The organism is Arcicella sp. GW458-12-2-14-TSB2, assembly GCF_059423785.1.
In genome coordinates this window covers 1-19,864 of sequence record NZ_JBWKYN010000106.1, presented here as the reverse complement: position 1 = coordinate 19,864, position 19,864 = coordinate 1, and the positions used below count along the sequence as shown (strand labels likewise).

At 34.0% G+C, this 19,864-nt stretch carries 21 protein-coding genes; 19 read left to right on the top strand and 2 right to left on the bottom strand.

From position 1 onward, the window contains the following. The 3 genes from AC07XN_RS15420 to AC07XN_RS15410 all read left to right on the top strand — a co-directional run. Positions 1–182 (top strand): hypothetical protein (locus tag AC07XN_RS15420; protein ID WP_494743720.1); only part of this gene is annotated, 182 nt, incomplete at its 5' end. Between the two features lie 19 nt (positions 183–201). Then, entirely contained in the window at positions 202–936 is a 735-nt protein-coding gene (locus tag AC07XN_RS15415) for an outer membrane lipoprotein-sorting protein (RefSeq protein WP_494743719.1), read from the top strand. Between the two features lie 129 nt (positions 937–1,065). Continuing rightward, positions 1,066–2,091, top strand: coding sequence for a quinone-dependent dihydroorotate dehydrogenase (locus AC07XN_RS15410; protein WP_494743718.1), 1,026 nt, complete (start codon positions 1,066–1,068; stop codon positions 2,089–2,091). A 32-nt stretch (positions 2,092–2,123) separates the two neighbouring features. On the opposite strand, the gene AC07XN_RS15405 is transcribed toward AC07XN_RS15410, so the two are convergent. Beyond that, a complete protein-coding gene (locus AC07XN_RS15405; protein ID WP_494743717.1) occupies positions 2,124–3,098 on the bottom strand; it encodes a hypothetical protein in 975 nt (324 codons plus the stop codon). Between the two features lie 15 nt (positions 3,099–3,113). Continuing rightward, entirely contained in the window at positions 3,114–4,130 is a 1,017-nt protein-coding gene (locus AC07XN_RS15400) for a glycosyltransferase family 2 protein (RefSeq protein WP_494743716.1), read from the bottom strand. A 497-nt stretch (positions 4,131–4,627) separates the two neighbouring features. On the opposite strand from AC07XN_RS15400, the gene AC07XN_RS15395 reads away from it, so the two are divergent. The 16 genes from AC07XN_RS15395 (at position 4,628) to AC07XN_RS15320 (ending at position 19,713) form a co-directional block, all read left to right on the top strand. Then, positions 4,628–4,969, top strand: coding sequence for a cupin domain-containing protein (locus AC07XN_RS15395; protein WP_309923303.1), 342 nt, complete (start codon positions 4,628–4,630; stop codon positions 4,967–4,969). Between the two features lie 14 nt (positions 4,970–4,983). Beyond that, a complete protein-coding gene (locus tag AC07XN_RS15390; RefSeq protein WP_494743715.1) occupies positions 4,984–5,553 on the top strand; it encodes a helix-turn-helix domain-containing protein in 570 nt (189 codons plus the stop codon). A 110-nt stretch (positions 5,554–5,663) separates the two neighbouring features. Then, the gene (locus tag AC07XN_RS15385) at positions 5,664–7,643 is read left to right on the top strand and encodes an ATP-binding protein (RefSeq protein WP_494743714.1); all 1,980 of its coding nucleotides are present in this window, start codon (positions 5,664–5,666) and stop codon (positions 7,641–7,643) included. Between the two features lie 61 nt (positions 7,644–7,704). Next, positions 7,705–8,139, top strand: a complete 435-nt coding sequence (locus tag AC07XN_RS15380) for a response regulator (RefSeq protein ID WP_309923297.1) — start codon at positions 7,705–7,707, stop codon at positions 8,137–8,139. Between the two features lie 123 nt (positions 8,140–8,262). After that, positions 8,263–8,823 carry a helix-turn-helix domain-containing protein gene (locus tag AC07XN_RS15375; RefSeq protein ID WP_494743713.1) on the top strand — a complete coding sequence of 187 codons (561 nt, stop codon included), beginning with the start codon at positions 8,263–8,265 and terminating at the stop codon, positions 8,821–8,823. Between the two features lie 98 nt (positions 8,824–8,921). Beyond that, on the top strand, positions 8,922–9,236 hold the full coding sequence (locus AC07XN_RS15370) for a hypothetical protein (protein ID WP_494743712.1): 315 nt from the start codon (positions 8,922–8,924) through the stop codon (positions 9,234–9,236). A gap of 186 nt (positions 9,237–9,422) precedes the next feature. Continuing rightward, positions 9,423–9,833: a DUF2383 domain-containing protein gene (locus AC07XN_RS15365; RefSeq protein ID WP_494743711.1), complete on the top strand. Its 411-nt coding sequence runs from the start codon at positions 9,423–9,425 to the stop codon at positions 9,831–9,833. A gap of 321 nt (positions 9,834–10,154) precedes the next feature. After that, positions 10,155–12,674, top strand: a complete 2,520-nt coding sequence (gene mgtA, locus AC07XN_RS15360; RefSeq protein ID WP_494743710.1) for a magnesium-translocating P-type ATPase — start codon at positions 10,155–10,157, stop codon at positions 12,672–12,674. A 59-nt stretch (positions 12,675–12,733) separates the two neighbouring features. Then, entirely contained in the window at positions 12,734–13,708 is a 975-nt protein-coding gene (gene pfkA / locus AC07XN_RS15355; protein ID WP_409014219.1) for a 6-phosphofructokinase, read from the top strand. 225 nt (positions 13,709–13,933) lie between these two features. After that, positions 13,934–14,275: a cupin domain-containing protein gene (locus AC07XN_RS15350; RefSeq protein ID WP_494743709.1), complete on the top strand. Its 342-nt coding sequence runs from the start codon at positions 13,934–13,936 to the stop codon at positions 14,273–14,275. A gap of 16 nt (positions 14,276–14,291) precedes the next feature. Further along, positions 14,292–14,780 carry a response regulator gene (locus AC07XN_RS15345; RefSeq protein ID WP_494743708.1) on the top strand — a complete coding sequence of 163 codons (489 nt, stop codon included), beginning with the start codon at positions 14,292–14,294 and terminating at the stop codon, positions 14,778–14,780. Positions 14,781–14,785: 5 nt separating this feature from the next. Then, entirely contained in the window at positions 14,786–15,007 is a 222-nt protein-coding gene (locus tag AC07XN_RS15340) for a hypothetical protein (RefSeq protein WP_494743707.1), read from the top strand. A 68-nt stretch (positions 15,008–15,075) separates the two neighbouring features. Then, positions 15,076–15,459, top strand: coding sequence for a hypothetical protein (locus AC07XN_RS15335; protein ID WP_494743706.1), 384 nt, complete (start codon positions 15,076–15,078; stop codon positions 15,457–15,459). Positions 15,460–15,628: 169 nt separating this feature from the next. Further along, positions 15,629–16,663 (top strand): glycoside hydrolase family 130 protein, encoded by a 1,035-nt coding sequence (locus AC07XN_RS15330; RefSeq protein WP_494743705.1) that lies wholly within the window; start codon positions 15,629–15,631, stop codon positions 16,661–16,663. A gap of 1 nt (position 16,664) precedes the next feature. Further along, positions 16,665–19,031, top strand: coding sequence for a glycosyltransferase (locus AC07XN_RS15325; protein WP_494743704.1), 2,367 nt, complete (start codon positions 16,665–16,667; stop codon positions 19,029–19,031). Between the two features lie 73 nt (positions 19,032–19,104). After that, on the top strand, positions 19,105–19,713 hold the full coding sequence (locus tag AC07XN_RS15320; RefSeq protein ID WP_494743703.1) for a DUF4142 domain-containing protein: 609 nt from the start codon (positions 19,105–19,107) through the stop codon (positions 19,711–19,713). Positions 19,714–19,864 lie beyond the last annotated feature (151 nt).

The window sequence follows — 19,864 nt, the reverse complement described above, 5'->3', positions numbered from 1 at the left end:
AATATCTAAGCTCAAAGCTCAAAGCTCAAAGCTCAAAGCTCAAAGCTCAAAGCTCCATTCATCCTCTAAATTCACTGATTATCAAGATTATGTTTTGTGATGAATATAATACTAACTACATTTCAAGCGTAATTACTATTATACATAATAGTATATCATTAAACCAAGCAATTATTAGTTAATAACATTAAAAAAACAACGATGAAAATCTCAAAAATTATTACTTCGGCGCTAATTGTAATAGCAACTACTGCTAGTGCATTTGCCCAAACTACAGAGGAAGTTGTGGCAAAACACATTGAAGCAATGGGTGGATTGGAAAAATGGAAAGCTTTGAAGGGCTTAGAGATGAAAAATAAATTCTCGGTTCAAGGCATGGATATTGATAGTAAAACAGTCATTGTGAATGGTAAGTCTTTAAGAAGTGATGTTTCAGTAATGGGACAATCAATTATTACGGCTATAGATGGAGAAACAGGGTGGTCTGTTAGACCAGCAATGATGGGTGGAACAGGAGAACCTGAAGACATGCCTATTGCTATGATTCGAGAGTCTCGTAAGCAAGTAGATTTGGGTGGCTCTTTATTATATTATAAAGAAAAAGGTTCAACAGTAGAATTAGTGGGAACTGAAAAAGTAGATGGCGCTGATGTTTACAAGTTGAAACTGACAGAAAAAAATGGAGATGTTACCAATTTATATGTGTCGACATCAACATACTATACATTAAAAACATCAGGAAAACGTAAAGTACAAGGGCAAGAAATTGAAGCAGAAGTGACTTTCTCGAACTTTAAACAAATCGATGGACTAACTTTTCCTTATACAATGGAAACTGCAAACCCAATGGGAGGGACGATGACTATTGAAACGGAATCAATCAAATTGAACCCAACTATTGATGTGTCGATTTTTAAAAAACCAGCCAGCAAGTAATTCTAAGCAATAAGTTGTAAGCTTTACGATAACAGATAAAGAAAAACCTCTCAAGTTATTTAATACTTGAGAGGTTTTTCTTTGGGCTTTTAGTAATTTTACCATTATTTTTCATGAAAAACATAATCCATGTACAAATTTTTTCTCCAGCCTCTTTTATTTCAATTTGATGCTGAAAAAGCCCATCATATTACTTTTAGTTTAGTAAAATTCTTGTTTAAAATCCCTTTTGTTTCTTCGATTTTCAAAGCTCTCTATCATTATGAAAATCCAGTATTAGAAAGAGAAGTATTTGGATTGACATTCAAAAACCCTGTAGGGTTAGCTGCTGGTTTTGATAAAAATGCCCTCTTGGTTGACGAACTGTCTACCATGGGTTTTGGCTTTATTGAAATCGGGACACTCACGCCGAAACCACAACCGGGTAATGATAAACCTCGTTTGTTTCGTTTGAAAGAAGATGAAGCCCTCATCAACAGAATGGGTTTTAACAACGAAGGCGTAAAAGAAGCCGTTGTTAGATTAAAGCAAAGAAAATCTGACATTTTAATCGGGGGAAACATTGGCAAGAACAAAATAACGCCCAACGAAAATGCAGTGGATGATTACCTAATTTGTTTCCACGAATTATTCGATGTCGTTGATTATTTTGTGGTAAATGTAAGTTCGCCAAATACGCCTAATCTCAGGGCTTTACAAGAGAAAGAACCGTTGAAGAATTTACTACAAACATTGCAAACTGAAAATGAAAAACGGGCTAAGTCTAAACCCATTTTGTTGAAAATTGCACCAGATTTGACGGATTCTCAGTTAGATGATATTATCGAGATTGTCCAAGAAACGCATATTGCAGGCGTGATTGCTACCAATACTACCATTTCTCGTGAAGGATTAGTGGCTGCGGAGGCATTGAAATCAGAAATGGGAGGATTGAGCGGAAAACCAGTCGAAAAGCGTTCTACAGAAGTCATTCGTTATTTATCAGAAAAATCAAATAAAGCATTCCCAATTATCGGAGTAGGGGGTATTCATTCTTCGAAAGATGCCATCGAAAAACTCAATGCAGGGGCCAGCTTAGTACAAATTTACACAGGCTTTATTTACGAAGGTCCAGCTTTGGCAAGTGAAATTAACAAGGCCATCGCAAAGGCTTAAAATGCTATAGAGGTTAATTACATAGAAAATCCTTAAAAATTTTCTATGTAATTAATTACTTTCCAAGCCGACTTCTCAATCAATTTTTCAACAATATGCTTTTCTTTTGGAGGTGCCACATAAATACCATAAGCAGGTATTATGCCTTTAAAGTAGTTGAAGTGGTTTTTAATTAAAGAAATTCTATATTGTTGCAAGATTTCTTTCAAAGCCTGCTGGTTTTTATTACTTGATAATTTAAGATGTTTTGAAACCAACTTTGGCTTCTCAGGATTATATCCACTGAAATGAAAGAATACTAAAGGGCTAGTGTCATTCACAAAATAGCTACCATCTTTAACACTTAACTCCCGTTCTTGAAAATTCCAATACGCTATATTTAAGCCAGGATTGTAATCTATTAATACTTTATCATAAAAAACGGGTACAAAATTTAAACAAAGCTGATCAGCTCCCATTCCTTTACAATAATCAAGATAACCGTATTTGTTTAAATGAGTTTGCCACCAATCCAAGAACTTCAATGTATTTTCCGTTCGCTTAAAAGCAATAAAACCTGCATTATACAAGCCTGCATTCAAGTACTGCTTTTCATTCCAACGCTCAGATAACGGAATCTCCTTCGTAATATGCGGTGTAATGATAATATCATGTTCATCAAGATTCTTTTCAACATCCTCAAGCGACCTGTACAGGTAAATATCCGTATCTAAATAAATCAGTTTCTCTAAAGCTGGATATATAGCTAACAAATGAAGGGCAAAAATAGGCTTTAACGCACAGGCAAGCTCAAGGGTGATAAATTTAGTGCTATAATCTTCCAGAGCAGGAAAGTTGATGCTTTCTACAGGAATAATTTTATAGGGAATTTCGAAATCAAGTACGGGTATTTTATCAGCAAGACAGATGATAAACTCGTAATCAGGGTTAGTCTTTTCGATAGATTCCCCCAACGTCAGGGCTTGATATAGATAATTAGAAGTACAAACGGTATATATTAATTTCATGGGTAAGGGTTTTCATTATTCAAATAAATCACCAAAAGCCGCAATATAAGGTGCTTTCCATGAAGCCTCTTGGTCTTTATAGCGATGATATGCGCCCGTTATTAATAATTTCATAACAGGTAAAATTCTTAGTAAATGAAATATAGGTAGGGTAGCTCTGGTTTCATAAAAATCTATGACGGAATCTATCTTTTTTAAATTATTACTTACTATTAAACCATTTTTTTGACCCAAATATTGTTTAATGATGGTTCTTAAATAGCTATATTCATCTCTTTTCTGAATAAAAGGAGCAAGTTTTTCAGCTCTTGGACGCGCTAGTCGTTCTTTTAAACTTAATACCTTGCCTTGTTGTACTGCCCTAGTGCCTACTTGTTGCGCTTCATGCTGACGGTACGAAATTAACGGCTTATCAATCAATCCAATGCCATTAAACATACAAGCTATCAACGTTAGCCAGCCGTCATGAATCATTGGTGGCTTGAATGCAGGAAATGGTTGGCAAAATGTTAATAATTCTTTCTTAAACGCTAGCATACAGCCAGCTACTCTATTCCCATGAAGATTAACCTCAAGTGCCTCTCCTTGTTGCCAAGCCTCTATTTGCGGAGCATTTAATCTTACTTTTTGCCAAAAGGTTTGTCCTAAATCCTTCCCTTTTTCATCAATCAATTTAGCATTAGAGAATACGGCTAACTTTGAAGGATTTGTTTGAAAATAATTATGAATAATGGATAGTTTTTCAGGGTGCCAAAGGTCGTCTTGGTCACATAAAGTAATGATATCACTGGTACAAAGAGAAATTGCTTTTTCGAAATTTTTACTAACATTCAGAGGCGTTGCATTCCGAATAAAAGTGATGTTGAGGAGGCTTTTGAATTCATTTACAATACTTTCTGTATCATCAGTAGAGCAATCGTCTGTAATAATGATTTCGTTAGGTAAAAGCTTTTGATTCGCAATGCTTTGAAGTTGTTCTCTTAAAAACTTAGCACCATTATATGTACACAAAGCTATTGAAATGGTCTTCAAAATGTATGAATTTAGTTTGTAAAACGTTGTATATGAACGATTGGTGAGTTGTGAGTAGTAAGCTGCTACAGTTTAAAGTATTGATACAGCATTTTAATTCATAACTCATCATTCACAACTGTATAACTCATAGTCGGAGTCACCACTGTAACAAAATTAAGGATTTTTGACCAAATAGATGCATATTCTCTTTAGTGGATACGAATTTGTATTAAAACTTATGTAGGTTGCTAAATCAAATTAGTTTTTAATGATTGAACTTACCTTTCTTTTGTCACGAGGTCAGTACCTACTATCGTGCAAGCAGTAGTAATATAATTGCTTGTTTTTCAGGGTAATATGTTTGATGATATGCTATTTATCCCTTTTTACTGCCCAATTTTGAAAATATGTGAATTATGTAAGGTTATTCTTTAATGATGTAAGGTTATTGTCGAATAAGATGCTCACCTTTACAGATAGTTTTATATTAAATTCAAGTAAAACCAAAATTAAGCATGGAGACAGGAGAAATAGAAAAATCAAAAGCGCACATCATTATTGAAATCATAGAATATATTCCTAACGCAGTAGTAAGCAAAACGATTATAAAAAAAATAACGGGTAATATTACCGCATCGTCTTTTGATGCAGGGGAAGAATTAGCTGAAAAAACATCTCCTTTCGATAATTACATTCAAATTATAGATGGCGCAGCCGAAGTAATTATTAGTGGAAAAATACATAGATTAAAGTTGGGCGAAGGTATTATTATTCCCGCTCATGCTTCGCATATATTTAATGCAAATGTACAATTTAAAATGATTTCGACTGTGATAAAAAGTGGTTACGAAGACTAAATGAATGGATAAAAATGACACTATATATTAAATACATGGTCAGTTTACGATGTAAAATGATAGTGAAAGATGTGTTAAAAACACTTGGGCTACATTTTATCGTGGTTGATTTGGGGGAAGTTGAAATCATGGAAGATATTTCTGTAGAACAAACAAAGCAATTAAAGATTGCTTTGCTAAGTGCAGGGCTTGAACTAATAGATGACAAAAAATCTGAATTGATTGAAAAATTAAAAATTGCCATTAAAGAGATGGTCTACCATAGTGACGAGGAAACAGGCAAAACAAATATTTCAGACTATTTAAGTGAAAAACTAAATCAAGAGTATACACATCTGGCTAATCTCTTTTCAGAAGTACAAGGCACTACCATTGAGCAATTTATCATTGCTCAAAAAGTAGAACGCATCAAAGAATTAATTATTTATGGCGAACTAAACTTTACAAAAATCGCCTATAAAATGAATTATAGTAGTGTAGCTCATTTATCTAATCAATTTAAAAAAGTAACTGGGCTTTCTCCTTCTCATTTTAAAGAATTAAAAGAAAAGAGACAAAATACCATTCTGGAAACTACAAATTAAGAAGCTTTTTCTGCTAATTGAATTAAGAATATATCTTTTATTTATCTACAAACACGCTTTCTAAAAAAAGCCTTAACAACCTATGATGAAGCCTGTATAAAATATAAACAATGAAAACCTTAAAAAAACAAGAATCCGCATACGCTAGAAGTCTGATAGAAGCTAATTTAAATGCAATGGTCATCATTAGTACTGATGGGAAAATTGTTGATATGAATGAGGTTTTTGTAAATATAACAGGCAAAGTACGTGAAGAAGTAATCGATACAGATTTTGTGGTTTATTGTACTGAACCTCAAAAAGCCCGTGAAATTTATCAGGAAATATTTGCGAAGGGTTTCGTTTCTGATTTTCAACTCACCATCATTGACCATAAGCTTACCGATGTCATTTTTAATGGTTTTGTCTATAAAGATGAAGCTGGCGAAGTGCTGGGGGCTGTAATAATGGCAAGGGACATTGCTTCTCAAAAAAAGATTGAAAAAGAATTGAATGAAGCAAAGATATTTGCAGAAGAAGCACAAAGCAAAGCCGAAAGTGCCACGCAAATTGCTGAAAATGCAGTAAAAGCCAAACAGCAATTTTTATCAAATATGAGCCATGAGATTCGTACACCGATGAATGCTATTATTGGGTTTACAAAAGTAGTCTTGAAAACAGAATTGACAGCCAAACAAAAAGAGTACCTGACGGCCATAAAAATGAGTGGTGATGCCTTAATTGTACTCATTAATGATATCCTAGACTTAGCCAAGGTAGATGCTGGCAAAATGACCTTTGAGCAAACCCCTTTTAAATTGGCATTATCTATCTCGGCAATGCTTCATTTATTTGAAACTAAAATTCAGGAAAAAAACTTAGTACTTGTTACCGAATACGATGATAATATTCCAGAAGTATTGATTGGTGACCCAGTGCGTTTACATCAAATCATTCTTAATTTGGTAAGTAATGCCGTGAAATTCACCACTAAAGGTAAAATTACGGTGAGTGTCCGTTTGCTCTCTGAAGATGAAGAAAATGTAAGTATTGAATTTACCGTGGCAGATACAGGTATTGGTATTACGGAAGATAAAATCGAAAAGATATTTGAGAATTTCCAACAAGCCTCTAGTGGAACATCAAGGTTATATGGCGGGACAGGATTAGGGCTTGCCATCGTAAAACAATTATTAGACTTACAGGGTGTAAACGTTATTGTAAAAAGTAAAGTGGATGAAGGGTCTTCATTTAGTTTTACATTGAGTTTTCAAAAAACAAATGCGGAAGCTGAATTAGAAACGAAGATAATGGAACTGAATACAGAAATTAAAAACATCAATGTATTGGTCGTTGAAGATATGGCGCTCAATCAATTATTGATGAAAACATTATTAGATGATTTCGGCTTTGAATGTGATATTACCGCCAATGGGAAATTAGCCATTGAAAAACTAGAGACAAAATCATACGATATTATTTTGATGGATTTGCAAATGCCTGAAATGAATGGTTTTGAAGCTACTGATTATATTAGGAATACGATGAAATCTCAAATTCCAATTATTGCTTTAACGGCTGATGTCACCACGGTTGACTTGGCAAAGTGTAATGCAGTAGGAATGAATGATTATCTGGCTAAACCCGTTGATGAGCGAATATTATACAGTAAAATCATTGGCTTAGTCAACAAAAAGATACCTTTTAAAGCTACAGATATAGGAGGAAATGAAAACAGTGCAATAAAAAAGGCTAAATATGTAGATCTTGATTATTTGGTACATCGAACAAAATCGAATCCGAAATTGATGATGGAAATGATTTCGCTCTATTTATTACAGACACCTCCATTAATCTACACGATGAAACAAAGCCTATTAGATAAAGACTGGCAATTATTATATTCGGCCATGCACAAAATAATTCCTTCTTTTTCAATCATGGGAATTAGTGCAGACTTTGAAGAAATGGCCAAAAAAATTCAAGCATACGCCAGCCGACTAGAACAAACAGATGGTATACAAGATTTGGTATTGCAACTCGAAAAAGTATGCTTGCAAGCCTGTAAAGAATTGGAAGAAGAACTTAAAAGAATTAAAGAAATTAAGTAACTGCTGCCTTAATGATTATTTATAGTTAAATTATAGTTGACATACATTCAGCTAATAAATAATGAAAAACGAAAATAAAATTAGAATTTTCCTAGTAGATGATGATATCGTGTTTTTGAAATCACTAGAAATAGAATTCCTTCAACTAGATACATTTATCGTTGAAACGTATGTTACAGGCGAGCTTTGTATAGAAAACTTATCGCATAAACCCGATATCATTATTTTAGATTATCTGCTAGATGGGATTGATAAAAATGCTATGAATGGAATACAAGCATTAGATGAAATAAAAACTTTTGATGCTAAAATTCCAGTAATAATGTTGTCTCAACAAGATAGAATAGACGTGGCCGTAATCTGTATGCACCACAAGGCTTATGATTATGTGGTAAAGAGCGAAACAGCTTTTTTGCGGTTACAACAAATTATTTCAACGATATTTAAGTACCATAAAATGGAAAATGAGTTGAATTGGTATATGGACAGGATGTAATATCAACGAATAACAGAAGAAATAAATAGCACTTTTATAACGCTTTAACTTGCTAAATCTTCCCACCCTTTTGCGTTGTCTGGAATAATTAGTGACAACGTAAACCAACTTGATAGATAAGGTATGAAATTATTTATAAAATACATGGTCAGCTATCGTTGTAAAATGGTGGTGAAAGCAGAGTTGAAAACACTTGGATTGCATTATGTAAATGTAAATTTAGGTGAAGTAGAAATTATGGAAAATATCACCCAAGAACAACATAACCAAATTAAAAACGCCCTTGCAAAATCGGGACTAGAACTAATGGATGATAAAAAAGCTATGTTAATCGAAAAAATAAAGAATGTAGTTGTTGAGATGGTTCATTATACGGATGAATTGCCTAAAATCAATTTTTCAATTTATTTAAGTGAAAAACTTAAATACGATTATACTTATTTATCTAATCTTTTTTCTGAAACGGAAGGCACTACTGTAGAACAGTATATTATTCTTCATAAAATTGAGCGAGTAAAAGAACTAATCATTTATGATGAGCTAAATCTTACTGAAATAGCTACTAAACTACATTATAGTAGTGTGGCTCATCTTTCTAATCAATTCAAAAAGATGACTGGTTTAACCCCATCATATTTTAAAGCTCTTAAACTCAAAAAAAGAAGTACCCTCGAAAATCTGTGAATGATGTAACTATTTTCCAAAATCATGTAAGGCTTTCTAGTTTTTTATACCCCACCTTTACACTAAATAATAAAAATCAAGCTATAAAAACTAAAAAGATGAAAAAACTTAAATCGTATATTTTAATCACGATGGTATTGGTGCTGGTAATGCCTTTTACTGTAAAAGCGGAAGTTGCTGAACCTGAGAAAACAGCCACAGAAAAAGCAGCATCAACAACAGCAACCACTTTAATGAACAGATTAGAAGAAATCAAGGCTATGGATAAATCGAACATGAGTTCGGTAGAGAAAAAAGCCTTGCGAAAAGAAGTCCGTTCAATTAAAAAGTCATTAAAAGAAGTAGGCGGTGGCGTATATCTTTCAGTAGGAGCCATCATCATTATCGTACTATTACTGATTCTTTTACTGTAGTACAGCATAATATACGTTGGCTTGTGAGTCTGTACGCAACCTATCAGATTAATTGTGTATTAATTCACAAGCCGATGTTAGTACCAATAATCTCAAAACTTATTTCTATCACTACAATGAATAAAGAAAAATCCATACAACTATTAAAATCTCTGGTTGAAATGAATAATGAGAGCATAGAAAGCAATGAAACAGCAACCAACGATTGAAACATACGAAACAGATTTAAAGGTGTTATTTCCTTTGTTGAAACAAACTAAGGAACTTTGTAAAAGTAAACTGATAGATGAAATTTATGACCTTGGAGGTATACCAACCAAGGAAATAAAGGCAACGAGTAAATTTTTTAAATTTTTTATGGATTTGAAAGCAATGCTTACAGGGAATTACCGCAAAGCAATGTTAAATGTCTGTTCACATAACGAGGACGAAGTCATTAATGCTTATAGAAGAGCCTTGAAGAATAATTTAGAAGATATCTCTACTTATCAACGTATTATGATTAATGCCCAACAAAGGTTAGTTAAAACTGACAATGCCCGAATAATAGCATTATGCAATAAATCGAATAAGTATTTATTTATGGTAAATAGATAAATTAAGACAATTACGTATGCTGGCTACCGTCAGCTAAGATGGATGCTATTTACAACATACTCAAAAGGCTGAACAATGGGCTATAGTTTGTCATTAAAATAGTCATGGAATGATGGCTCTCTTCCTGCGTGATGTTTAGGAAAGGAATAATATATTTACTATGAATCAATAGGTGATAAAAAATATCGAATGATATGATGTACATCATGTATTGTCACGATACAATGGGTTAGCTTGCACGAGATTAATACGTGTCGGCTATCCCATTGTATTTTGTGAATGAAGAAGGCCGTCAATCACAAGGAAATTAGACAATACATAATGCAGATATTACCCGCAAATAACTTTTGGCAATTTGAGCCAACGTATTGGTTTCAGCAATTGAATGCCACCGACAAAGGACTTTCGCAGGCTGAAGCGAATAAAATATTGCTACAATCATCACATCACAAAAAAACAAAGTCTTCTTTTGAAAAAGATTTGGGTCTTTTTATCGGACAATTCAAAAGTCCGCTGATGCTTTTATTGATTGGTGCTGTCATCCTCTCTGCTTTCCTTGGCGACACTTCCGATGTTTTTATCATACTTTTTATCGTAATTTCTACTGGATTAATGAGTTTTTTTCAAGAGAGAAATGCAGGGAAAGTAGTCGAGAAATTGCAATCCATGATTTCGCTGAAAAGCAATGTACTTAGAGATGGCGAAGTACAACAAGTTGATTCATCAAACATAGTGGCTGGCGATATTCTTTTGTTTAAAGCTGGTGATATGATTCCGGCAGACTGTTTATTAATTGAAGCCAATGAATTACACGTCAATGAATCGAGCCTTACTGGAGAGTCTTACCCAGTAAGAAAAGAAGTTGGCATCTTAGCCGAACATACCGAATTAGCAAAACGAATAAACTGTTTATGGGAGGGCTCTAACATTGTTAGTGGCAATGCCAAGGCACTGGTTATCAATACAGGGACTGACACTATATTTGGAAGCATTGCCCAAAGCATCAATACCATAAAGGAAACCACTTTTGAAAAAGGCATTAAAGACTTCGGCTATTTCCTCATGAAAATCACCTTAGTACTCTCTTTTTTTATTTTAATAGTCAATCTAGTCAATCATAAAAGCGTTATTGATTCTGCCTTGTTTGCTTTGGCCTTGGCTGTTGGTATGGCTCCAGAATTACTGCCCGCCATCACAACTATCGCTATGAGTGCTGGAGCCAAACGAATGCTAGAGAAGAAAGTAATCGTGAAGAAATTGGCTTCTATTCAGAACCTAGGCGAAGTGAATTTATTATGCACCGATAAAACAGGGACTATTACCGAAGGTGCCATTAAGGTAGCAGGGTTATTAGATGGTTTTGGAGAACAAAGTGAATTTGTAAAACTCTTGGCTTTTTGGAATGCCTCATTTGAAACAGGTTATACCAACCCCATTGATGAAGCCCTGAAAGGATTAAACCTCAAGCCCGAAGAAACAGTCAAAAAAATTGGAGAAGTACCCTATGATTTTATTCGTAAAAGATTAAGTATTGCCGTTCAGACAAATAGCGAAAGCCTACTGATTTGTAAAGGGGCTTTTACACAAATATTCAATATCTGTTCAAAAGTAAAGTTAACGAATGGCTCAATAGCAAACCTATCAGATTATCAAACAGTTATTGAGCAAAAATTTGAAGAATTTGGTCTCAGTGGTATGCGTGCTATTGGATTATGCTATAAAAATATTGAAAAAGATGATATATCAAAAGAAGATGAAAAAGACATGATTTTTGCAGGATTTGTCTTGCTTCAAGACCCTGTAAAAGAAGGAATCATTGAGACCATCGATGAATTGAAAAAATTAGCAGTAAACCTGAAAATTATTACTGGTGATAATAAAAATGTAGCAAAGTCTATTGCATTGAGTATTGGTATCAAAAATCCAGTAGTGATGACAGGAGAGTCCCTCATTAACACTAGTCCAGAAGCCTTAAAACTCTTGGTAAAGAAAACGCATATTTTTGCAGAGGTAGAACCACAACAAAAAGAAAGAATAATACTTGCCCTCAGAAAAACGTACACTGTTGCTTATATAGGCGATGGTATCAATGATGTATCGGCCATTAATGCTGCCGACGTAGGAATTTCTGTAGAAAATGCAGTAGATGTAGCCAGAGAAGCCGCAGACTTTGTTTTGTTAGAAAAAAATCTAATGGTTGTTGTAGATGGAATTAAAGAAGGGCGAAAAACCTTTGCTAATACCTTGAAGTACATTTTTATTAATACAGGCTCTACTTTTGGTAATATGTTTAGTGTAGCGATAGCCTCGTTATTGTTGCCTTTTTTACCAATGTTGCCCAAGCAAATTTTACTGACCAATTTCATTACTGATTTCCCTTATTTAACGGTTGCTTCTGATAATGTTGACCAAGAGCAATTAGATAAACCCGGAAAATGGGATTTAAAATTTATCCGAAACTACATGGTCATTTTTGGAATACATAGCTCGTTGTTTGATGTGATTACCTTTCTGACGCTTTTGTATGTATTAAAAGTGAAGGAATCTGCTTTTCAAACAGCTTGGTTTATTGAATCTATCCTAACAGAATTGTTTATCCTATTTATCATTAGGACACACAAAAACTTCTTTAAAAGTAAACCCGGTAGTTACTTGTTTATCCTGAGCATCGTGGGGCTTGTTCTTACAATTGCTATGCCTTATCTGCCCTTTGCCAACGAGGTAGGCTTGGTTCCGTTACCTTTCTTAAATCTTGGATTGATGCTTTTGATTGTGGCGACTTATATTATCACAGCCGACTTATTGAAGGTATGGTTTTTTAAGAAATATAGAAGTAATTGATAAAGATGCTTTTAAAATCTATTAATAATACTATAATGAGTCAATCAAAAACAAAAAAAATAAAGAAGATTGCGGTAATGACATCAGGCGGGGATGTCCCTGGGCTGAACGCCTGTATCAGAGCCGTAGTAAGGACTGCAATCTTTCATCAATTGAAAGTTGTAGGTATTCAACATGGCTTTGAAGGATTAATTGCTGGAGATTTTATCCACCTTCAAGCACAAAGTGTAAGCAATATTATACAGTTGGGAGGTACTATCCTTAAATCTTCCAGAAGTGAACTGTTCAAAACAAAAGAAGGGAGATTAATAGCGTATGAAAACATCAAAAAAGAAAAGATTGATGCCATAGTGCTTATTGGGGGCGATGGCTCATTTGCGGGTGTAAAAGCTTTTATTGAAGAATATGCTGATATTCCTTTTATTGGTATCCCTAAAACAATTGATAACGATATTGCTGGGACGGATGTTTGTATAGGTTATGATACAGCATTGAACACTGCTATGGAGGCAATTGATAAAATTAGAGATACGGCTGAATCGCATGAACGAATATTTTTGGTAGAGGTAATGGGTAGAGATTCTGGTTATATTGCCTATGGAGCTGGACTTGCCTCTGGCGCTGAGTCTATCTTAATTCCTGAATCAAAAGCAGATATTGAAAACCTTGAGAATATCCTCAAAAAAGGGTGGAATAGAAAAAAAGCCTCATTAATCATAGTTGTTGCAGAGGGAGATGAAAATGGAGGAGCCAATAAAACGGCTGAAATGGTTAGAAAATATATGCCCACTCATTACATAGGCATTTGTATTTTGGGGCATATCCAAAGAGGAGGTAGCCCGTCGGCTGCGGACAGAATCCTTGCTTCAAAATTTGGGTACACAGCCGTGGTTGCTTTATTAGAAGGCAAACAAAATGTAATGGTAGGGTTGCAAAAAAATGAGCTTTGCTTTACGCCATTTGAAGCTGTCAGAAAACAACATCTCGACATAAACCAGAGTACATTAAATATGTTGAATACCCTAACTAGTTAAAGGTATTCAACTTTTTTATTTTAAGCTGCTTCATTGCCTTTCAATATCATTTTACAAATGATTGACGAGTAAATAGTTAAAGAATAAATCTGCTTTTTAGCCCTTCAAAAATAGTTGAATCTGTGAATGATGCAACAAATTTAAAAAGTTGTGTAACACATGCTAATGTCGATTTGCCAACCTTTGTATTAGATAGTTCAATCAGCATTAAATCGAATGATAAGTATGGAAGATTATGGATTAGAAAAATCAAAAGCACACATCATTGTTGAAATCATAGAATATATATCCAATACTGTGGTCAACAAGACAATCATTAAAAGGTCAACAGGAAATATCACCATCTCTTCTTTAGACGCTGGAGAAGAATTATCACCCAAAAAACTTCCTTACGATATATATATTCAGATTATTGATGGTTCAGCAGAGTTAATGATAAATGATAAAAAGATTAAGCTAAAATTAGGCGAGGGAATTATTATCCCAGCCCATTCAACTTACCGTTTTAATGCGAATGTACAGTTTAAAATGATTTCAACCATTATTAAAAGTGGCTACGAAGACTAATTGAAAGCCCCCAAAAATGAAAACCACAAAAAAAATATTATTAATCGAAGATGACAAAGATGACCAAAGGTTTTTTATAGAAGCCTTGAGTGAGATACTCGAAGTTCGTCTGTTTGGACTGGCAAATAATGGAAAAGAAGCTTTAGAACAATTAGAAAAGGCAGAAATACTTCCAGATTTAATTTTTACAGATATCAATATGCCTATTATGGGCGGTATTGAGTGTTTTAGTGAAATTTTAAATAACCCCCGAATTAAAAATATTCCAGTGGTTTTTCTTACCAATGATATGGCTAGGATTAAAGATATCCTTCAGCTTGGAGCAAAAACATTTATCAATAAACCTTCTGATGAAAGAATACTTTGTCAGAAAATCAGACAAGCAATTCAGCAAGAGCTTAAACCTAATTTAATGCCAACAGGGAGCTTTTTTAAAGGATTATCAAATAAATCAATTTTTAAGCAAAACGCTCCGGCACAATTGTTTTTTACAGCTAATCCTTAAACTTTATGAAAACCGAAAGTGAACTTAACGACGAGATTCTGAAAATAACGATGCTTATCCATGAGAAATTTCCTGAACTATCAAAATATGTTGAAGAAATGCCTATAAGTGTCCCAGATGTTGTTAATCCAGCGGTAAATCAGAAAAATTTACAAGATTATTACGATTCTTTATTAGCATTATTGAAAAAGTACAATACCAATCATAATCGTGGAAATACAGAATAATAGGGCTATTTAACCTCTAAACCTATATTATTCAAATAATATTATATACAAAAACAACATCAAGAATAATGACTACAAAAAAGAAATTGGGTATCTGGATGGATCACTCAACAGCCAATTTAATGGAATATAGCAATATTTTCATAGAGCGTAAAATAATAACATCTGATTTTACGCATGAAGAAAAAGAGCAAAGCTTAAGTAAAAGCGAAAATATTATGCATAACAAGGAACAGCACCTTGAAATGGGTTTTTATAAAAAAATAGCTACAGAAATAATAGGGTATGATGAAGTACTACTATTTGGTCCAACAGATGCAAAAGTCGAATTGTTTAATATTTTGAATCAAGACCACCATTATAAGAACATTAAGATTGAAGTAAAAACAAGTGATAAAATGACTGATAACCAACAGGTAGCTTATGTAAGAAATTATTTTAATAGGCTTTGAAGCTAAATAATCTAAAATAATATGTCGAAAGAGAAAGAAGGTAAAGAAAAAACAGGCAAAAAAGCGCCAGTAAAGAACCTAAAGGAGAAAAGAGAGGCCAAGGCCGCTAAACGTAAAGAAAAAGGTAGCGAAGCTTAATATAAATTTTACTAACGTCAGCAACCCTATTATGATAGAAGTAATCAAAACAGGTATTCTTTTGGGAAAAACCACTTTGGGTTTTGAAAATGAAGGAGTGCTCAATCCCGCAATATACAGAGAAGGCGAATATGTACATCTTTTTTACAGAGCCGTTAGCCAAGGGAATTATTCAAGTATTGGATATTGTAAATTGAAAGGGCCTTTGGTTGTTGACTCTCGTTCAGAATCACCAATACTTTTCCCTCAGTTTGAGTATGAGTCGCACGGTGTTGAAGACCCAAGAATTGTAAAAATTGATGATTTATATTACCTAACTTACACCGCCTATGATGGTGTAAATGCTTTAGGAGCGTTGGCTACTTCAACTGATTTAGTAAATTTTGAAAAAAAGGGAATCATCGTACCTCAAATTACTTATGATGAATTTAGGCGACTTTCTGAAGCTAAAAATGCATTAGATGACAAGTACCCAAGGTATAATCAACATCTTGGAATTATTGAAAAAGAAGGTAAACAATTGCTTCTTTGGGATAAAAACGTAATATTTTTCCCTAGAAAGATAAACGACAAGCTTTGCTTTTTACATCGTATAAAACCAGATATTCAAATTGTAGTGGGTATCAATCATTTAGAGGAACTTACTAGTGAATTCTGGCAAAATTACTTTCTTCATCTGGACGAAAACATTGTGCTTACCCCAAAATTTGACCATGAAGTAAGTTATATAGGAGGAGGCTGTCCGCCAATAGAAACAGAACATGGTTGGTTGTTGATATATCATGGTGTTCAAGATACCATAAAGGGATATGTATATTCAGCTTGTGCGGCATTGCTCGACTTACAGAATCCACAAAAGGAAATTGCTCGTTTACCTTATCCATTATTCAGACCTGACCAAGCTTGGGAGCTTGATGGAGAAGTAAATAATGTTTGTTTCCCGACGGGAACAGCCTTGTTTGGCGATACGCTCTACATTTATTACGGTGCTGCCGACGAACAAATAGCTTGTGCTTCCCTGAGTTTAACCGCACTCGTGAAAGAGTTAATGCATAACACACAATAAAATGATAAATCAAATAGCACAGCATCATAATAAATTTCAGATGCCAGAAAGTTCAAATTCTTTTATGGGAGATGGCTTAAATGGTCTTGACAATCAAAAGAAGTTATTACCAGAAATATTATTCATTACTTCTTTTCCACCCCGCGAATGTGGCATTGCTACCTATTCACAAGATTTGATAAAAGCCTTAAATAATAAGTTTGATCATTCTTTTAAAATAAGTGTTTGTCCGCTAGAATCTGAAAATGAAAAACATACTTATTCCGAAGAACCAAAATATATCCTTGATACTAGCAATGAAAGCTCATTTACCAAATTAGCCTTTAGGATTAATAAAAATGAGGCTATTCAAATGGTGATGATTCAGCATGAATTTGGCTTCTTTGAAAAAAATGATGTGGAGTTCAATAAATTTCTCAAAGCACTCACAAAACCTATAATTATTGTTTTTCATACAGTTTTACCAGACCCCAATCCAACTTTAAAAGATACAGTACAGCAAATTTCACATATTGCACAATCTGTTATTGTAATGACTAATTCGTCTGCTAAAATCCTGATAGAGGCATACGAAATACCAAAGGATAAAATTACGGTTATTCCTCATGGCACACACCTAGTGCCACATTTAGATAAAGAAATACTAAAAAGTAAATATCAACTGACAGGAAGGAAGATACTTTCGACCTTCGGATTGTTAAGCTCAGGAAAGAACATCGAAACAACCTTAGATGCGCTACCCGATATAGTGAAAGAAAACCCTGATGTACTTTTTTTAATCATTGGGAAAACGCATCCATCAGTAATTAAACGAGATGGAGAACGATACAGAGAATACTTAGAAGCTAAAGTTGTCGCTCTTTCGCTGCAAGACAATGTTAGATTTATCAATAGTTTTTTACCATTACCCGAACTGCTTGAATACTTACAACTTACTGATGTTTATCTGTTTACCTCTAAAGACCCCAACCAAGCAGTCAGTGGCACATTTTCTTATGCTATCAGCTGTGGTTGTCCTATTGTTTCCACCCCGATACCGCATGCTCGTGAGGTATTAAATAATGATGCAGGAATTATCATTGATTTCGAAAATTCACATCAATTGGCTCATGCTGTTAAAAGTTTATTAGCCAATGAGACACTTAGAAAAAACATTAGCTCTAATGGTTTACACAAAATGGCATCAACAGCTTGGGAAAACGCTGCGATTGCTCATGCTATTTTATTCGAGGAAATTGGTTTAGCACAAATTACGTTACAGTATAATCTGCCTGTGCTAAACCTAGACCATCTCAAGAAATTAAGTACTGATTTTGGAATGATTCAGTTTTCTATCATCAATCAGCCCGATATTGATTCTGGCTATACCCTTGATGATAATGCCAGAGCAATGGTCGCAATGTGTCAGCACTATGAATTAACACATGATGAATCAGATTTAGCATACATTAAGCTTTATTTCAATTTCATCAAATTCTGTTTACAAAAAGAAGGGTATTTCTTGAATTATGTGAATGAAGAAAAAGAATTTACAGAACAAAATAATACGACAAACCTTGCTGATTCTAATGGGAGAGCGATTTGGGCTTTGGGCTTTTTAATTTTCAAAAGTGCAATACTTCCTGAAGAACTAGCTAATGATGCCGAAGCGACTATTCAATTAGCATTGCAGAATGTTCAAAAAATATTCTCTACCCGTGCGATGGCATTTATCATAAAAGGCTTGTATTATCGTAATACGCGCTATAAATCTAAAAATAATATTGCGCTTATCAGAGAACTTGCTAATCGGTTGGTTCAGATGTACAAACATGAAGCCGATAAAGATTGGCAATGGTATGAAAGTTACCTTACTTATGGCAATAGTATTCTGCCAGAAGCAATGTTATGTGCCTATTTAGCCACTGGCGAATCTGTGTATAAGCAAATTGCAAAATCATCATTTGACTTTCTTTTATCCAAGACATTCAACCAACAGCGTATTAAAGTAATTTCTAATAAATGTTGGCTAAATAAAGAAGAAGATACTGTACAAAATGTAATAGGAGGAGAGCAACCCATTGATGTGGCCTATACGATATTGGCGCTTAATAAATTTTATGAAGTTTTCAGAGAAGGCGAATACTTGCATAAAATGAAGATAGCCTTTAATTGGTTTTTAGGTAATAACCATCTGCATCAGATTATCTATAATCCTTGTACAGGAGGGTGCTATGACGGACTAGAAGAGAATTATGTAAACCTTAATCAAGGAGCGGAATCTACTGTAAGCTATTTGATGGCAAGGTTGACCATCGAAAAAAGCCTTCAAGAGAAAAATCCAGTGATGTCTAGCAAAGAGTTGCAACTGATTATAACAGTTCTGTAGTTAGGAATGTCCTTGTTGTGATTAGCAAATACTGTATCAATAGGATAGGATTTATTTCAATCAGTAAAACAATATGAAAGCAATCATTTATTTAAACAGCACTTTGTGTTTCAGTGTAGTAGGATGCCTTATTATGTTTGACTTTATATCTTGTAACAATCGTTATCCAAGACCTGATGAAAGTTTTTCTAATATTTATCAAGCCAAAGAAACCGCACTTGACCACATAGCTCTAGAAAATGACAAAGAGTTTTTAGTAAATGTTGCAGAAATTGATTTAGAAGAAATAAAACTAGGACAGTTGGCACAACATCATAGCCAACAATATGAAGTAAGAGTATTGGGTAAAATGATGGAAGTATTGCATTATAAATCATTAATAAATATAAAAGCCATTGCTAAGAAAAAATCAATCAGTATTCCCACAGCCTTATCAAACCGTGCTATTGATACTTACAGCAAATTGAATAAACAGTCGAAAAGTGATTTTGACTTTGCTTTTTGTAATATCATGGTTTTGAGCAACAAAGATGCGATAGCTTCCTTAGAAAAGATTTTAGTAGAATCAAACGATTTAGATATGATTCAGTGGGCCACCCTCATGTTACCAGCATTACGGAGTAATCTTAATCAAGCTATTGCTTGTAAAAGAAATGCTAGGAGTTCGTCATTACGATATTAGATTCTTTCTCCTTATTTTGAATAATGATAAAAAAGTCAGGACAACTTCATTATTTATCGGCACAGTGTACATAAAAACATGAGTCATCCCGAATTTTGGGCAAAATTTGTCCACAAGATATTGTGAATGGCTATTCTTATTCTGTAAATCG